A 15,760-nucleotide genomic window follows, 5' to 3' on the forward strand; every position below is an offset into this window, starting at 1 on the left:
CTGCGGCGTTTCGCTCGGCTACGGTCGGGTAGCCCTGGGTGAGCGACAGGAGGAACGCGATGCCGGATCCGAGTTCCTGGCTGCACGAGGCCACCGCGACCGCCGAGGGCGGCCACGTACGCACCGACGATGGCGGGCTCTCCACCGCGCTGGCGTCACCGCTGGCGGCGCACTGCACCGGGCTGAGGCCCGAGCAGCTGCTGGCCGCCGCCTTCGCGTCGTGCCTGCACCACGCGGCGGTGGAGGCGGCCGGGGAGATCACCGATGAGGCGCACACGGTCCAGGTGCGTGCGGAGGCGAAGCTGGGGCGCGACGACGACGGCCTGTACCGGGCCGACGTGCACGCCTCGATCTCGTCCGCCGGGCTGAGCCGAGAGCAACTGGCCGACCTGGTCGAGTACGCCGACCGACTGTGGCCGTTCTCCAGCGGAGACAACAGCCGGCATCGACTCACCGTCACCCCGGCGGAGAACGGCCGGCACTGACCATCCGCCGAACGGCCGCGCCCCGGCGTCGGCCGTTCGGCGGATCGCGTCTCGAACGAACGGATGACCCTCGGCGTACGGGCGACATCGGCGCCGATGATCGTCTCCACGCCCGGTTTGGCCGAGCAATTCGGGAATAACCGTCTGGCCTGATTGGCGAGGTTGAGGCAGATTCCCGGTCTTTTGCCCTCAGCTGCCCCCAAGATCCGGGCAAATTGTGGCGCATGCCACCCTTCGGGCCAACGACATCGGTCGGCTGGGTCTCTAGCCTCGGCGAGTGCATCCCGACGACCCCTCTGACCAGAACCTGACCGACGCTCGCCCGACCACCTGTTCAGGCAACGCCGCCTCAACCGAACGGACGATCGGCCGTCACCGGCTCCCCGAACCGCCCCGCCGCGCCCGTCTGGGCTCGACCCCGGTCCGGGTCGCCCTGGCCACCGGCGTCACCTGCTGCCTCGGCCTCGTCGCGTTCGCCGGCACCCGGGGCGAGCACCGCGAGAGCCTCCCGGAGCCGCTCGCCGAGGCGGTGTCCGACCGCGCCGCCATCGCCGACGAACGCGCCTCCCGGTCGCTGGAGCGCGACGCCGCACCCCCACGCGTCATCCCCAGCCCCACGGCGAAGCCCACGCCCGCCCCCACCGCCAAGCGCAAGGCGCCCAAGAAGCCGACCAAGCCTCGCCGGCCCCGGCCGGTCGCCGGCCTCGACCAGCTCCAGATGGACAACGCGAAGATCATCGTCGACGTCGGTCGGGACATGAAGATGCCGCGTCGCGCCCTCGTGGTGGCGCTGTCGACCGCCATGCAGGAGAGCAACCTCTACAACCTGGCCAGCGACGTGCTGCCGGAGTCGCTGGAGTACCCGCACCAGGGCAGCGGCTTCGACCACGACTCGGTCGGGCTGTTCCAGCAGCGCCCCAGCAGCGGTTGGGGCACCGTGGCGGAGCTGATGCGCCCGTCGTACGCCGCCCGCGCCTTCTACGAGGCGCTCAACGAGATCCCGGGCTGGCAGGACATGAGCGTCACCGCCGCCGCCCAGGCCGTACAGGTCTCCGCCTTCCCCGACGCGTACGCCCAGCACGAGGACCGCGCGACCACCGTCGTGGCGGCGCTGCTCGCCTGAGTCGGCGTCAGCGGCTGTGCGCGCCGTCCCGCCCCGTCGGGGGCTCCACGGCCGCGTCCGGACCGCCGGCGGCAACCCGGGTCGCGGGTACGCCGGTGCCGGCCGCCGCGGTCGGGGTGTCGGCGGGTACCGGCTCGACGGTCACCCCGGTCAGGATCTCGTCCACCCGCGCCTCGCGTACCCGGCGGGCGTTCAGCGCCGCCTCGAAGTCACGTCGAGCCTGCACGGCCTCCGCGTACGCCCGCTCGCGCACCTGCCGAGCCTCCTCGCGGGCCTCGTCCAGCTCCATTCGGGCCTGGGCCAGGATCTCGGCCGCGTCGTGCTCGACCGCGCCGGCGGCGTACCGGGTGGCCGTGGCGTCGCCCAGGTCGAGCCGCTGGAGCAGCCCGCTGAGCCAGGTCGCCTCCTCGCGGATCTCGTCCCACTCCCGAGCCGACCCGGCGGCGCCCTGCGCCCGCGCCGCGAGCCGGGACAACCGGATCCCCAGCTCATCCAGGCAGGAGTCCACCTGCCGCCGGTCGTAGCCGGTCTCAACGACGGAAAACCTCATACTGTCGCCCCCCAGGCAGCTGCTGTTACTTCCCCTCCTGGATCCTCGGTCGCGGCGGGAGCGGCCGAGGGCGTTCGGGAAAAATGTTCAGCATCCGCGCACGTGGAGAGCGGGTGAGGAACAGGTCGGGTGCGGGCCAGGGGCGGGTCAGGGGCGCTTGGGCAGCACGACCACCCGGCCGAAGAACTCGTCGATCCGGCGTACGACGTCGTTGAAGTCGTCCAGGTCGATCGGCTTGGTGACGTACGCGTTGGCCTGCAGGGTGTAGCTGCCGACGATGTCGGTGTCCGCGTTGGAGGTGGTCAGCACCACGATCGGGATGGTCCGCAGATCCTCGTCCTGCTTCACCGCGCCGAGCACCTGCCGCCCGTCCATCCGGGGCATGTTCAGGTCCAGCAGGATGACGTCCGGTCGGCGGGCCTCCAGGTGGCGGCCCTCGGCGCGGAGGAACTCCATGGCCTCCTCGCCGTCGCTGACCACGTCGATGACCTTGTCCACGTCGGAGTCCGCCAGCGCCTCCTCGATCATGAGCACGTCGCCCGGGTCGTCATCCACCACCAGGATGCGTACCGGATGCGGGCTGTCTGCGCCCATCACTACCTACCTCGGGTCGGCGGGGACGGGACCGGACGGTCACCGAAGGCTTGGCGGGGAAATCTAGCCCATCAGGGGGCGCTGCGGGACGCCGGGTCGACCGTGTCTGGTTCGTAGCGCAGCACCTCGGCCAGGCCGGTGACCCGCAGAACCCGCTCGACCCGGCCGGTGGCGCCGGTGACCCGTAACCAGCCGCCCTTGGCCGAGGCCCGGTTGTCGCCCCGGACGAACACGGCCATCCCGGTGGAGTCGCAGAACGCGAGGTCGGTGAGGTCCAGCAGCACCCGGTGCTCGCCGTCGGCCCACAACCGGTCGATTGCGGCGGTCAGCTCCCCGGCGGTGCTCAGATCCAGCTCACCGGCGAGCCGCAGGCAGGCACCACCGCCGTCGCGCCCGGCGTGCCTGACGCTGAACGACACCGTGCCTCCCCCTCGCTCCACCGCCGACGGTGGGACGTTTGCAGTCCGGCAAGTATACGCAGGAGGACCCCGCCGGCCATACGGCACGGTGATCGACTGCGGCTACCCGGAGTGCTGTCGGCAGGGGTGGCCCCCGACCCTGGGACCTGGGGTCGGGGGCCGGAGAAATGTCTAGGGTGCGGTCATCGGCTGAAGCCGGGGGCCGCTGTCGCGCAGCTCGCCGATCGGCGAGGGGTCGATGTCCTCGGGCGACCCCGAATCGGGCGTCTGATACAGATAGCGGACGAACTCCCCACCCGCCTCGTTGTCGTCCGCCCCCGGCCACTGGCCGATGCAGTCCATTCCGATGACCTCACGGCCCGTGCCGTCGGCCTCCTCCAGCAGCGCCCACAGGCTCACCGGGTAGCACCGGGTGGCCTCGGGCGTGAGCTGCCAGCGGGCGTACCAGCCGGGTCGGGCGGGGACGATCTCGACGATCCGTTTCATGACGACCTTCCTTCCGCGTACCTCGGAAGAACTCCGGTCCTGACCCATCCTGCGGGCCACACGGGTGAGCGCCCCTCACCCGCCCCGGATGAAGCCCGCCGACACCTCGGCGACCCGGCCGACGGCGTCCGTTTCGGCTCCCGGGGCGACGGGAACGCGACGGGCGCAGGAACGATCCCCAGCGGAAGGGGTGTCACCATGCGCAAGCAGATGGAGGGCGACAACCAGCGGCGTCGGGCGCTCGCCCGGCAGGCCCGCGAACAGGGCCGCCAGCCCAGCGAGTTCGGCGCCAGCCTGAGCGCCTCCAAGCAGCTCACCAGCCTCGATCAGGGCAAGCGGGCCGGCCCGCCACCGGCCGGACGGCACAAGCCGGACAGCACGCGCGGCGGACCGGCACCGCCAGCGGTCGGGGTTGCGGACAATCCCCGACCACAACCGTCGCCGGACGTCGGCGCGGCGGGGCTGAGCGGCCTCGGCTACCACGATCTGGTCGACGACGTCCGACGCCGATCCGGCGTCGACTTCAAGACCGCCAAGGTGGGTACCGAGGCGACGGTGCTGGTCCTGGCCTTCGCCCTGGAGGCGGCCGAGCGGCAGCGCCTGCTCAACGCGGTGCCGACATCACTGCACGACGTGCTGCCCGTCGACGGCATCGAGCGGCACCGGGACCTGCCCGGCTTCCTGGCCGAGGTGGGCCGGATCAGCGGCCGTACGCCGGAGCAGGCCCGCTACCAGGCGGAGGCGACGCTCGCCGCGCTCGCCGACCACGACGGTGACCTGGTCGAGTCGCTGCACGTGCCCGACGGCCTGCGGGACCTGCTGAACCCGCCCGAGGCCGGCGGCGGCATCGTCGGCGCCTCCACCACCACACCCACCCTGGACGACGCCGAGATCCAGGCGGCCCTGGACGACCTGCCGTACTGGACCGGTGACAGCGAGGCCCTGTACCGGGTAGTCGCGCTGCCGCCGGACAACCTGGACCGGGTGCTCGACCGGCTGGACCAGTTGCGTGTGGAGAACGGGCGCGGCCCGAGCATCGGGCGACCGGGCGACACGGCCGCCGTGCTGTCGGTACGGACCAACCACGCCGACGGCGTGACCGCGCTCGACGTGGACCTCGCCCACCAGATCGACGACGCGATCGACGAGGTGGGAGCCGGGATGGCCGGCGGCTGACCGGCGACACCAGCGTGCGCGGGCCGGCGGACGCGGGGCACTCCCCGCTCCGCCGGGGCGGCCGCCGGGCCCCGGCCGGGGGCCGGGGGGGGGGGGGGGGCGCCCCCCCCCCCCCCCCCCGCCCGCCAGCCGTACCCGGCCGGGCCACCACACGGATGCCCCGGCGGCTCGGCTAGCGTGCCGATCATGAACCAGGCCGCCGACCGGCTCGAACTGGTCGTCGATCCGGTCCGCCGGACCGGGCGCACACTGCTCTCCGCCGGCGTCGAACAGTCATACGTGGACGTCGAGGATCCCCGACACCTGCACTTCGAGTACGTGCGGCGGATCGCCTCGGCGGCGAACCTGGCGGCACCGGCAGGCGTCCCACTGAGCGTGCTGCACCTGGGCGGCGGGGCGTTGACGGTGCCGCGCTGGCTGGCCGCCACCCGGCCCGGCTCCCGGCAGCGGGTCGTCGAGCGGGACGCGGCGGTGGTCGAGCTGGTGGCCCGCGAGCTGCCGCCGCTGCCGCCGGAGGTACGGGTGGAGGTCGCCGATGCCCGGGACGCGGTCACCGCCACCCCGGCCGACCGGTACGACCTGGTGATCGCCGATATCTACCGGGCGGCGAGGATGCCGCGACACGTACGCACCGTGGAGTTCGCCGCCGAGGTGGCCCGTACGCTGCGCCCGGACGGGCTGTACCTGGTCAACGTCACCGACCTGCCGCCCCTGGTCGGCACCAGGGTGCAGGTGGCGACGCTGCGGGCGGTCTTCGCCGACGTGTGCGTGCTCGGCGACCGGCGGATGCTGCGCGGCCGGCGGTACGGCAACGTCGTGCTCGCCGCGACGTCCCGGCCCGGTGGGCTGCCGGTGGCCCGGATGGCGGTGGCCGCGCTGCGCGACCCGGTGCCGGGCGGGCTGCTGCACGCCGCCGCACTCGACACCTTCGTCGCCGGCGCCCAACCCCTGACGGACGCCGACCAGCACTGATTCTTCGGGTTTCCCGAGGTGAGCAAGGGGAAGGCGCGGCGGGTGAGCGCCGCCGACGATCGGGTGACCGCCCGCCGGACCCTGATCGTGATCGGTCTGGTGCTGGCGACCGCACTCGCGCTGGCCTTCGTGTACGCGACCCGCCGAGTACTGGTCTGGGTGGTGGTCGCCGCGTTCTTCGCCGTCGCGCTCAAGCCGCTGGTGGATCGACTGCAACGCCGGTTCGTGCGGCGGCGGTCGCTGGCCACGCTGCTGGTGTTCCTCGCCACGTTCGCGGTGCTGGCGATCCTGGGTGCCCTCATCGTGGTGCCGCTGATCGACGAGCTGGGCCGGTTCGCCGATCGGGCACCGGAGTTGCTCCGCGACGCGCGCGCCGGTCGCGGCCCGATCGGGCAGACCCTGGAGCGCACCGGCGCCCGGCGGTACCTCGCCGAACACTCCGACCAGCTCCGCGCCTTCGGTACGCGGCTGCGCCAACCCGCGGTCGGCGTACTGCGTGGCGTCCTGGAGACGGTCGCCGGGCTGGTCACGGTCATCGTGCTGGCGTACCTCATGGTGTTGGAGGCGCCGCGGATCACCCGCGGCCTGCTCGCGGCGGCCGGGGACGGGCACGGCCAGCGGCTGCGCCGGGTGGGGCGCGAGGTGTCCCGCAGCGTCACCGGCTATCTCACGGGCAACCTGCTGATCAGCGTGATCTGTGGGCTGTTGACCTATCTCGTGCTGGCCCTGACCGGAGTACCGTTCGCCGCCGTGATCGCCCTGCTGGTCGCGGTGGCCGACCTGATCCCGCTGGTCGGCGCGACGCTCGGCGCGGTGATCGCCGCCGGGGCCGGTTTCCTGCACTCGCCCGTCGCCGGGGTGGTGGTGCTGGTCTTCTTCGTGGTCTACCAGCAGGTGGAGAACCACCTGCTGCAACCGGTCATCCTGGCCCGCGCGGTCCAGCTCAACCCGCTGACCGTGCTGGTCAGCGTGTTGCTGGCGGCGGAGCTGGCCGGCCTGCTCGGCGCCTTGCTGGCCATCCCCGCCGCCGGCATCATCCAGACCCTGCTGCGCGAGTACGGTCCGAACCGCCTGCACCCGACCTCGCCGACCCCACCCGCCGACCAACGCTGACCGGCGCTCAGCGGCCCCGGAACGCCACCTCGGGCGAGGTGCTCTCCAACGGGACCGCGTTCGCCGGGACCAGGCCGAGCTGGACGGCCGGCCGGCGTAGCGCGGCGTCCAGCGCCCAGTCCGCGCCGACCCGCGTGCGGTTGCCCGGCATCGCCATCAGGTGGTACGCCCGGGTGACCGCCTTGGCCGGCAGCCCGGCCAGGTTGACGTGCAACGGGTTCGCCGCCGCGTCCTTGCCACCCAGATCGACCACCCAGCCCAGGTCGTGGTGCCGGTACGGCTTGCGCCGTCCGAAGCCGTACGACGCGGCGATGTTGTGCGCGGCGAGCTTGCCCTGCCGCTGGGCGTGCTGGGCGGTCATCGCGCAGACCTCCCCCGGGTGGGTCAGGTCGGGCACCGCGGAGGCGTCGCCGCAGGCGTACACCTCGGGGTAGCCGGGGACGTTCAGGAACTCGTCGACCACCAGCCGGCCCTTCTCGGTACGCAGGCCCAGCTCGTTGACGAACGGGTCGGGGCGTACCCCCACGCACCAGACCAGCGTGCAGGTCGGCACGTACTCGCCGTCGGTGAGCTTCACCCCGTCGGCGGTCGCCTCGGCCACCGAGGTGCCCATCCGTACGTCCACCCCACGCCGGTTGAGCACCTTGTGCGACGTGTCCGACATCCGCTTGTCCAACTCGGGCAGCACCCGGGCGGCGACGTCGAGCAGCAGCCAGCGGGGGCGCACGGTGAGCCGGGGGCGTTGGGCGTGCAGCGCGTCGGTGAAGAGCTGCCCGTGCGCGGCCACCTCGGTGCCGGTGTAGCCCGCGCCGACCACCACGAACGTGGCGCGGGCCTGCTGCTCGGCCGGGTCCTCGGCCTGCTCGGCCAGTTCGATCTGGCGCACGATGTGGTCGTGCAGGTAGACGGCCTCGGGCAGGCCGCGGAAGCCGTGCGCGTACTCGGTCACCCCGGGGATCGGCAGCAGCTTGTTGACGCTGCCCACGGCGAGCACCAGCCGGTCGTACGCCAGACGGTTCTTGTCCCCCTCGGCCTGGGTGAAGCCGACCCAACGGTTCTGCAGGTCGACGTGGTCCGCCTCGCCGATCACCACCCGTACGCCCTTGAGCGTCCCGGTCAGCGGCACCGCGATCCGTTTGGGCTCGACCACCCCGGCCGCCACCTCGGGCAGCAGCGGCAGATAGAGGAAGTAGTCGGTGGAGTTCAGCACCACGATCTCGGCCTTGTCCCGGGCGATCCGACTCAACGTCTTCGCCGCGTGGTAACCCGCGAACCCGGCCCCCACGATCACCACACGAGGTTTCGTCATTGCCGGCCGTTTCCCACCCAAGCCCCGGACAAACGTCGAACAACCGGCACTTCAGGCGAGACGCCCGATCCTGACCGGCGTGACGCGCCACCAGGAGGCGCACAGCATCCACGCCCGACGATATGGACAGCCACCACCATCGATGGGCAGGATGCCGGAATGGGATCTGACGACATCGGCGACCGGCCCACGAGGTCCACTCGCCGCACCTTCCTGTCCGCCTCGGCCGCCGCCACCGCGGCGACTGCCGCCACCGTGGCGGTGCCCGCGCTCGCCGCGCCGGCCACCGCCGACGCACCGCCCGCCGGCCCCGGCCGCGCGACCCGAGCCCAGCGACCCGATCGTGAGCTGCGCGACCTGCTGCGCCAGGTCGACCCCCGGCGGATCGAGGCCATCGTGCGTCGGCTGGCCGCGTTCGGCACCCGGCACACCCTTTCCAGCCAGGACGACCCGCAGCGGGGCATCGGCGCCGCCCGGGACTGGATCTTCGCCCGCCTCCAGGAGTACGCGGCCACCTCCGGCGGCCGGATGACGGTCGAACTCCAGTCGTACATCCAGGAGCCGGCGTCGCGGATCCCCACCGCGACCCGGATCACCAATGTGGTGGCCACCCTGCGTGGGCAGACGTCGCCGAACCGCACCTACGTGGTGACCGGACACTACGACTCCCGGGTCACCGACGTGATGGACGCGGTCAGCGACGCGCCCGGCGCCGACGACGACGCCTCCGGGGTGGCCGTGGTCCTGGAGCTGGCCCGGTTGATGGCGAGCCGGCCCACCGCCGCCACCATCGTGTTCGCCGCGGTCGCCGCCGAGGAGCAGGGGCTGTACGGCTCGGCGTACCTGGCCCAGCAGCTCAAGGCGGCCGGAGCGGACGTGCAGGGCATGTTCAGCGACGACATCGTGGGCAGCAGCACGGCCGACGACGGCACCCGGGACCCGTACGCGGTGCGGCTGTTCGCCGAGGGCGTGCCGACGGCGGAGACCCCGGCCGAGGCGAGCACCCGGCAGTCCGTCGGCGGCGAGAACGACTCGTCGTCGCGACAGCTCGCCCGATTCGTGCGGGACGTGGCGGAGAACGACAGCACCGGGATGCGGGTACGGGTGATCTACCGGCGGGACCGCTACCTGCGCGGCAGCGACCACATCTCGTTCCTGCGCGAGGGCTGGCCGGCGGCGAGGTTCACCGAGCCGAACGAGGACTTCGCCCACCAACACCAGGACGTCCGGGTGCAGGACGGGCAGCAGTTCGGTGACCTGCCGGAGTTCTGCGACTTCGGGTACATCGCACGGGTGGCGCGGGTCAACGCGGCGGCGCTCTGGTCGCTGGCCCAGGCGCCCGGCACACCCAAGGCCGCCATCATCGTGACCACCGACCTGACCAACAACACCACGTTGCGCTGGCAGCGCGGCGACGAACCGGACCTGGCCGGCTACGAGGTGGTGTGGCGGGAGACCACGGCCGCCGAGTGGCAGCGGGTGATCGGGGTCGGCGACGTCACCGAGGTCAGCATCGACCTGTCCAAGGACAACGTCTTCTTCGGCATCCGGGCGGTGAGCCGCGACGGCCTGCGCAGCCCGGTCGCGTTCCCCCGTCCCGGCAGCTGAGCGACGAGCGGCCGGCGGCGGTCCCTCCGACCGCCCCGGCCGCGTGTTCAGCGAATTCACAAGCTCGAAATCTGGTGCCGACAACGTCCGGTCGGGCCCACCGCGTTGAACGCGGGTACCGGTCCCCGACCCTCGGAGCAGACACGTGCGTCACCGAACCTCCATCGCCATGCTCGCGACCATCGCACTGCTCGGCGGCTGCACGGCCGACCCTCCGGCTCCACCGGCGGCCGGAGCGTCCCCGTCCGCCAGCAGCCCGGGCCTGACGTCGGGACCGTACGCGGCGTGGGCGGCGGGCCGCTCCACGCCGGTCGTCGACCCGCTCTACCCGGAGCGCGGCACCGACGCCGTCGACGTGCTGCACTACGGGCTGGAGCTGAGCTGGTCCCCCAGCAAGCGCACGCTCACCGGCACTGCCACCGTGCAGATCCGCCCGACCCGCGACGCGCCCTCGGTGAGCTTGGACTTCATGCCGTACGCCAACGACACGGTGACCGTGGACGGCAAGGCGGCCACCGGCGCGGTCGTCCGCGAGAAGCTCGTGGTCGAGACCCCGGTCCGTGCGGACGTCCCGATCACGCTGGTGGTCGGCTATCACGGCAAGCCCTCGACCACCGCGTGGCCGACCAAGCGCGGCGACGCCCACCCGCTCGGGTTGACCATCGACAGCGACGGCGGCCTCTGGACGATGCAGGAGCCGTTCGGGGCGTTCACCTGGTACCCGGTCAACGACCACCCGTCCGACGAGGCGCTCTACGACATCGCGGTGACGGCGCCCAAGGGCTGGTCGGGGATCGCCAGCGGCACTCCGGTGGGCCAGGACGGCACCACGTTCCGGTACCGCAGCACGGTACCGGTGGCGTCCTACCTGACGACCCTCGCCGTCGGCAGGTACCGCACGCTCAAGGCCACCGGCCCGCGTGGTATCCCGGTCACCACCTGGTACCGGGACAAGGACGCGAGATTCCTGCCGATGTTCAAGCGGTCGCCGACGTTCCTGACCTGGCTGGAGGAGCACTTCGGCCCGTACCCGTTCGAGTCGGCCGGGCTCGTGATGGTCGAGTCGGCCTCGGCGATGGAGACCCAGCAGATGGTCACCCTGGGCGAGGCGCAGCCGCTGCGCGGCGATCGGACCTTCGACCTGAACACCCTGCACGAGTACGCGCACCACTGGTTCGGCGACGCCGTCACGCTCACCGACTGGCGCGACATGTGGCTCAACGAGGGCTGGGCCCTCTACGCACAGCAGCTCTACGCGCGGGACGCCTACAAGGTCACCAAGGCCGAACTCGTCCGCAGCAGCCGGCAGAGGGACGCAGAGCTACGGAAGGAGTACGGACCGCCGGCCAAACCCGACCCGGCCGAGTTCGGCTCGACCAACGTCTACGTCTGCGCGGCGGCCATGCTCCGGCAACTGCACCAGGCCCTCGGCGACGACCGGTTCTTCGCGCTGGCGCGCGGTTGGGTCCAGGAGAACCTGCACACCCAGCAGACCCGGGCGTCGTTCACCGCGTACGTCAACCAGAAGACCGGCCACGACTTCACCGCGCTGATCGACACGTGGCTGGACTCGCCGACCACGCCGGCGGAGACCGGTCCACTGCCGCAGTGACGGTCGGCCGCTGACTCACTCCCGACAGCCGGATATTGACATACATCATTGTGACCAAGGCGTGACCGCCCGCACACTCCTCCCCGACATGCTCCCGTCGAGTGGAGGAACAGATGCGTCTTCGGTCAATCGTCACCGCCGCGCTGGCCGCCGTCCTGGCGGCCAGCGCGCTGGCCCCACCGACCCCGGCCGCGGCGGCCACCGCCGACCGCTGGGGTTTCGCGTACGTCAAGGACCCCACCGTGCCGGTCTGGACCGTGCTGGACACCACCCGGCAGTGGGGTAGCTGGAAGACCGCGTTCCCGGCCGCCTGGGCCGACGGCGTGAAGCTCGCGCCCGGCCGGTTCCAGGTGCGATTCCCGCAGGTGGGTACCAGTTCGCGCGGCGTGCCGCACGTGACCCCGGTGAACCGGACCGGGCACTACTGCGAGGTGGTCCGCTGGTTCCAGTCCGGCACCGACGAGATCGTCGACGTGCAGTGCCACAAGCCCGGCGGTACGCGTGAGGACACCCCGTTCACCGTCCTCTGGACGACCAGCTCAGGGGTGGTGCCGGCCACCAGCACGCACGCCTACGTGCAGTGGGGTGGCGGCGTCCTGGTGCAGTCGTACAACTCCACGGGTGTGGTGAACACGGTCGGGCCGCTCGGCGTCGGGCAGTACCTGGTACGCCTGCCCGGGGTGGGGCTGGCCGGGCTGCTCGCCGGTGACGTGCAGGTCACCGCCGTGCAGCCGAACGCCGGACCGCGCCGGTGCAAGGTCTACTCGTGGAACGCCGTCGGCACCGACGTGCAGGTGTACGTCTTCTGCTACGACCAGGCCGGCGCGCTGATCAACTCCGACTTCGCCCTCTCGTACCACCGCCGGCGCCCGGTGATCGGCTCGCTCGCCCCGCCGTCGTACTTCGGCTACCTGGGCACCGCCGTCGGCGGGCCGACCAACGACAACTCGATCCTCGGCGTGGGCGCGAACACGGTGGCGCCGCTGGTGCCCGCCGGCCGCTACCTGGCGACCTTCCCGCAGATCGGGATCAAGGAGACGCACGCCCAGGTGGTGGCGCAGGGCCCGGGCAGCAACTACTGCCACCTCACCCAGCCCTGGACGTACACCACCAACGCGGACGTCGACGTCATCTGCTTCGACAACGCCGGGGTGGTCACCCCGCACCGGTTCCTGGCCACCTTCACCTCCCGGCTGTAGCGCCGAGCCGCGCCGGCGGCGGCCTTCTCAGGTCGCCGCCGTCGCGGTGTTGGCCGTCTCGGTGGGTGCTGGCGCGGTGATGGCCCAGCGCTCGTGGTCCCGCCACGCGCCGTCGATGAACAGGTAGTCCGGGGAGAAGCCCTCCAAACGGAAGCCCAGCTTGCGGGCCACCCGCCGGGACGGCTCGTTGCCCGGCTGGATGTTCGCCTCCAGCCGGTGCAGCCCGGCCGAGTTGAACGCGTGGTCGATGACCAGGGCGACCCCCGCCGAGGCGTGCCCGGTGCCGCTGTACGGCAGGAACGCCGCGTACCCCAGGAAGCCCCCGCGCAGCGCGCCCAGCACGATCCCGCTGATGTTCACGTAGCCGGCGATCTCACCGCTGGCCCGGTCGCAGATCAGGTAGCCGGCGCTGTCCCGGCGGCGGATCCGGCTCAGGTAGCGCTCGTACTCCTCCGGGGTCTCCGGCGCGGCCAACCACGGGTGGTGCAGGTCCCGACTCCGCCGCGCCGCCGCGAGGAACTCCTCGGCGTCGCTGGGCCGGGGTCGACGGATGGCGGCGGGCCCGCCGGTACGCAGGTATCTCACGGCGGAACACTCTGACCGACCGACCCGGCCCCTGTCCAACCGGCTCGCGGGCCGCGGTGCGCACGCCATGATCCTGCGGGCGCGGACCGGTCACCGCGTCCCGGCGTCGATCGGCGTCGTCTGCACCACGTCGGTGCCACGCAGTTTCGCCAGTACGCCGTCGAAGGCGAGCCCGGCCGCGAACCCGACGGGCACCACGAAATAACCGAGCCGGGCGGCGCTGTCCCCCTTGAGCAGGTCCGGATTTGTGGCGAGCTGCGCCGCGATGAACAGCACCGCGGACAGCGCGCCGGCGGCCGCGCCGAACACCGCCGCCCGCAGCCACTCGCCGGCCTCGTCGAAGGCGTTGCGGATCAGTGCCCCACACATCGCCGCGGACAACGGTCCGGCGACGAGCAGCGCCACCGCCGCCCACGTACCGGGCCGCCAGGCGACGTTCGCGGGGAGCGTGGCGAGGCCGGCCAGCAGGAAGACCAGCGCGGCGACCAGACTCCGCGCACGGCGACGGGCCTCAGTGTCCGTCTGCCGGCGCAACCGTTCCCGCTCGGTCAGCCGTCGCTCGTGCTGCCGCAGCAACGACGCGACGACCGTCCTGGCCGAGCCGGAACGCCATGGGCCAACCAGCGCGGAGAGGTCCTCCTCCGTCGCCGCGTCCGGCTCACCGTGCAGACGTTGCCAGGTCTTCTCCGCAGCGCCACCGAACGTACCGACCGGTGCCACCGCTATCCGCCGGGACAGCGCGATGAGCCCGGCGATGAACGTCGAGCGGCCGCCACCGACGAGCAGGATCCCGTCGACGTGCAGCAGCGCCCGGTAGAACGACACCTCCCAGTCGGCCGTGGGTTCGGGCCGGGCGTCGAAGAGTTCCGGCCGGTGCTGGGCCTCGGGAAAGCCCGCGTGGTCGGTCCGGTACGGACCACGGACCTCGATGGAACCCGGTCGCGCCTGGTCCGAGCCGGCGTAGCCGCGCACCGCGGCGGCCTCGATGAAGTCCTCGTCGCTGCTGAACACCACCAGTCGGCATCCGCGCTCGGCCAGCTCGCGCCCGATCTCCTCGGCCGCGGCGAGGCCGACGGTCCCGTCGCGCAACGGCGGATCGTAGGTCCGCCCCACCACCACGCTGCCGACCACGGCGATCGTCGGCGCGCTCACGCCAGCTCCCGCACGATGCCCGCGACGATCTCGGCGGGCGACATGCGACGGGCGCGGCGGTACTCGAGCTGGCTGAACAGGTCCGTCGTGTGATCTTCCAGCACCACCGGGAACACCCGCATACGCCCGGCGAGGGAGGCGTCCATCATCCGTCGTCCCTCCTCCATGCAGTACGAGCTCGCCACATAGCTCTTGGACAGCAGCGGCACCCCGACCGCCGCGGTGGCCAGACTCGCCAGCATGTGTTCGAGCCACTGTGTCCCGTGCGGCAGGGCGGCCGGCTTGCGATAGTCGAACACCTCCTGGAACGCGCCGCCGAGCTCGGCGCCGATCTGGTCGGCGTACTCATGGTCCTCCTGGGCGTAGCTGAGGAACACCAGGTGGTTGAGCTTGGCTGCGGACCGGAAGTAGGCCTGGGCGTTGGCCCGGTCGTCGATGAGCTGCGGTTCACTGAGGACCTGCCCGATGCGCTCCTCCAGGTCGATCCGCAGTTGGTCGGCATCGCTCCACCGAACGACGTCCTTGGAGTAGTGCGCGGCGAGTTCGCCGTAGACCATCTCGTCGACCACGCCGTCCGGTGGCCCGTCCACCCGCCCGATACGCAGGACGGGGATCGCCTGGCCGCGCAGGAACGCCACCGCGGTCGCCACCGACAGGTCACTCATGTCGGCGAGCACCCAGTCGCACCGGCGCAACTGCTCGACGAAGGCGCCGCCGATGGCGACCGGCCACGGCAGGCGCTCCACGGCATAGCCGAACGTCTCGGCAGCGGCCTCCGCGGCCGACGCCACCTTGCTCCCGGGCGGCCCGAGCAGCCCCACCGCGTCGGCGTCACGCGCCACCCGGCTGGCGGCGAGGTTGCCTGTCGACCGGCAGAAGGCCGCGAACTCGTCACTGAGGCGTCGCCGGGCCGTCCCCATCCCCGAGCTGAGCAGCTCCTGCACCGAGTAGCGACGGCTGAGTACCCCCGACTGCTCGTGCAGCGTCTGCCCGAACCTCCGGTCAACGAACATGATCGCCGGCTTGCGACTCCGTACCGCCATGTCGAGTTCGAGTTTGAAGTATCGGGTGGCTCGCGCCAGGTCCTTTGCCGGTGGCCGCTCGAACGGATCGTCGCTCAACGAGTACATCCCGATGAACATGTCCACGTCACGGATCATGCGTTCCAACCGGGTGGTGCTGGTCGCCCGCAACCCGCGATCCACCTCGAACTGCACGTCGGCGACCTCGTCGATCAGGTCGAAGAGCCGCAGGTTCACCGCGGAGGAGCGGTATCGGTGGCTGAGGAACACCTTGAGGTTGGGACGATCGCTGGCAGCGGTCACCCGGTGACCATCGCAAGGGCGCCCACGGGCGTCAACAACCACCCGGCCCAGC

16 protein-coding genes are annotated in these 15,760 nt (G+C 72.0%); 8 read left to right on the top strand and 8 right to left on the bottom strand.

The annotated features are described in order from the left end of the window. The first annotated feature begins 59 nt into the window (after positions 1–59). Both ACFQGL_RS17095 and ACFQGL_RS17100 read left to right on the top strand, forming a co-directional pair. Entirely contained in the window at positions 60–485 is a 426-nt protein-coding gene (locus ACFQGL_RS17095) for an OsmC family protein (protein WP_377512856.1), read from the top strand. A gap of 277 nt (positions 486–762) precedes the next feature. Then, entirely contained in the window at positions 763–1,608 is an 846-nt protein-coding gene (locus ACFQGL_RS17100) for a hypothetical protein (protein WP_377512858.1), read from the top strand. 7 nt (positions 1,609–1,615) lie between these two features. On the opposite strand, the gene ACFQGL_RS17105 is transcribed toward ACFQGL_RS17100, so the two are convergent. The 4 genes from ACFQGL_RS17105 to ACFQGL_RS17120 form a co-directional block, all read right to left on the bottom strand. Next, positions 1,616–2,158, bottom strand: coding sequence for an ATPase (locus ACFQGL_RS17105; protein WP_377512860.1), 543 nt, complete (start codon positions 2,156–2,158; stop codon positions 1,616–1,618). Positions 2,159–2,305: 147 nt separating this feature from the next. Next, positions 2,306–2,752: a response regulator gene (locus ACFQGL_RS17110; protein WP_377512862.1), complete on the bottom strand. Its 447-nt coding sequence runs from the start codon at positions 2,750–2,752 to the stop codon at positions 2,306–2,308. Between the two features lie 71 nt (positions 2,753–2,823). Further along, the gene (locus tag ACFQGL_RS17115) at positions 2,824–3,171 is read right to left on the bottom strand and encodes an STAS domain-containing protein (RefSeq protein WP_377512864.1); all 348 of its coding nucleotides are present in this window, start codon (positions 3,169–3,171) and stop codon (positions 2,824–2,826) included. Positions 3,172–3,342: 171 nt separating this feature from the next. Further along, positions 3,343–3,657, bottom strand: a complete 315-nt coding sequence (locus ACFQGL_RS17120) for a hypothetical protein (protein WP_377512866.1) — start codon at positions 3,655–3,657, stop codon at positions 3,343–3,345. Positions 3,658–3,855: 198 nt separating this feature from the next. Between ACFQGL_RS17120 and ACFQGL_RS17125 the strand changes: the two genes are divergently transcribed. The 3 genes from ACFQGL_RS17125 (at position 3,856) to ACFQGL_RS17135 (ending at position 6,918) form a co-directional block, all read left to right on the top strand. Beyond that, the gene (locus ACFQGL_RS17125) at positions 3,856–4,833 is read left to right on the top strand and encodes a DUF2267 domain-containing protein (protein ID WP_377512868.1); all 978 of its coding nucleotides are present in this window, start codon (positions 3,856–3,858) and stop codon (positions 4,831–4,833) included. Between the two features lie 186 nt (positions 4,834–5,019). After that, entirely contained in the window at positions 5,020–5,805 is a 786-nt protein-coding gene (locus tag ACFQGL_RS17130) for a spermidine synthase (protein ID WP_377512870.1), read from the top strand. A gap of 18 nt (positions 5,806–5,823) precedes the next feature. Continuing rightward, positions 5,824–6,918, top strand: coding sequence for an AI-2E family transporter (locus tag ACFQGL_RS17135; RefSeq protein ID WP_377512872.1), 1,095 nt, complete (start codon positions 5,824–5,826; stop codon positions 6,916–6,918). A 7-nt stretch (positions 6,919–6,925) separates the two neighbouring features. Here the strand turns inward: ACFQGL_RS17135 and ACFQGL_RS17140 are convergent, their stop codons facing one another. Further along, positions 6,926–8,227, bottom strand: a complete 1,302-nt coding sequence (locus ACFQGL_RS17140) for an NAD(P)/FAD-dependent oxidoreductase (RefSeq protein WP_377512874.1) — start codon at positions 8,225–8,227, stop codon at positions 6,926–6,928. A gap of 159 nt (positions 8,228–8,386) precedes the next feature. On the opposite strand from ACFQGL_RS17140, the gene ACFQGL_RS17145 reads away from it, so the two are divergent. From ACFQGL_RS17145 to ACFQGL_RS17155, 3 genes are all read left to right on the top strand, one after another. Beyond that, positions 8,387–9,835 (top strand): M20/M25/M40 family metallo-hydrolase, encoded by a 1,449-nt coding sequence (locus ACFQGL_RS17145; RefSeq protein WP_377512876.1) that lies wholly within the window; start codon positions 8,387–8,389, stop codon positions 9,833–9,835. A 145-nt stretch (positions 9,836–9,980) separates the two neighbouring features. Further along, entirely contained in the window at positions 9,981–11,447 is a 1,467-nt protein-coding gene (locus ACFQGL_RS17150) for a M1 family metallopeptidase (RefSeq protein ID WP_377512878.1), read from the top strand. A gap of 113 nt (positions 11,448–11,560) precedes the next feature. Next, positions 11,561–12,646: a hypothetical protein gene (locus ACFQGL_RS17155; protein ID WP_377512880.1), complete on the top strand. Its 1,086-nt coding sequence runs from the start codon at positions 11,561–11,563 to the stop codon at positions 12,644–12,646. 27 nt (positions 12,647–12,673) lie between these two features. Here the strand turns inward: ACFQGL_RS17155 and ACFQGL_RS17160 are convergent, their stop codons facing one another. From ACFQGL_RS17160 to ACFQGL_RS17170, 3 genes are all read right to left on the bottom strand, one after another. Continuing rightward, a complete protein-coding gene (locus tag ACFQGL_RS17160) occupies positions 12,674–13,231 on the bottom strand; it encodes a GNAT family N-acetyltransferase (protein ID WP_377512882.1) in 558 nt (185 codons plus the stop codon). A 90-nt stretch (positions 13,232–13,321) separates the two neighbouring features. After that, the gene (locus tag ACFQGL_RS17165; protein WP_377512884.1) at positions 13,322–14,383 is read right to left on the bottom strand and encodes a hypothetical protein; all 1,062 of its coding nucleotides are present in this window, start codon (positions 14,381–14,383) and stop codon (positions 13,322–13,324) included. Next, entirely contained in the window at positions 14,380–15,708 is a 1,329-nt protein-coding gene (locus tag ACFQGL_RS17170; RefSeq protein WP_377512886.1) for a toll/interleukin-1 receptor domain-containing protein, read from the bottom strand. Before ACFQGL_RS17170 ends, ACFQGL_RS17165 begins: the two co-directional genes overlap by 4 nt. Positions 15,709–15,760 lie beyond the last annotated feature (52 nt).

It is taken from the genome of Micromonospora vulcania (genome assembly GCF_042658605.1).
GTDB classification, from domain to species: domain Bacteria; phylum Actinomycetota; class Actinomycetes; order Mycobacteriales; family Micromonosporaceae; genus Micromonospora; species Micromonospora vulcania.

Coding starts and splice junctions, on each gene's coding strand:
- ACFQGL_RS17130 (WP_377512870.1), top strand. CDS start 5,020: ATGAACCAGGCCGCCGACCGGCTCGAACTGGTCGTCGATCCGGTCCGC.
- ACFQGL_RS17120 (WP_377512866.1), bottom strand. CDS start 3,657: ATGAAACGGATCGTCGAGATCGTCCCCGCCCGACCCGGCTGGTACGCC.
- ACFQGL_RS17125 (WP_377512868.1), top strand. CDS start 3,856: ATGCGCAAGCAGATGGAGGGCGACAACCAGCGGCGTCGGGCGCTCGCC.
- ACFQGL_RS17105 (WP_377512860.1), bottom strand. CDS start 2,158: ATGAGGTTTTCCGTCGTTGAGACCGGCTACGACCGGCGGCAGGTGGAC.
- ACFQGL_RS17095 (WP_377512856.1), top strand. CDS start 60: ATGCCGGATCCGAGTTCCTGGCTGCACGAGGCCACCGCGACCGCCGAG.
- ACFQGL_RS17155 (WP_377512880.1), top strand. CDS start 11,561: ATGCGTCTTCGGTCAATCGTCACCGCCGCGCTGGCCGCCGTCCTGGCG.
- ACFQGL_RS17110 (WP_377512862.1), bottom strand. CDS start 2,752: ATGGGCGCAGACAGCCCGCATCCGGTACGCATCCTGGTGGTGGATGAC.
- ACFQGL_RS17140 (WP_377512874.1), bottom strand. CDS start 8,227: ATGACGAAACCTCGTGTGGTGATCGTGGGGGCCGGGTTCGCGGGTTAC.
- ACFQGL_RS17145 (WP_377512876.1), top strand. CDS start 8,387: ATGGGATCTGACGACATCGGCGACCGGCCCACGAGGTCCACTCGCCGC.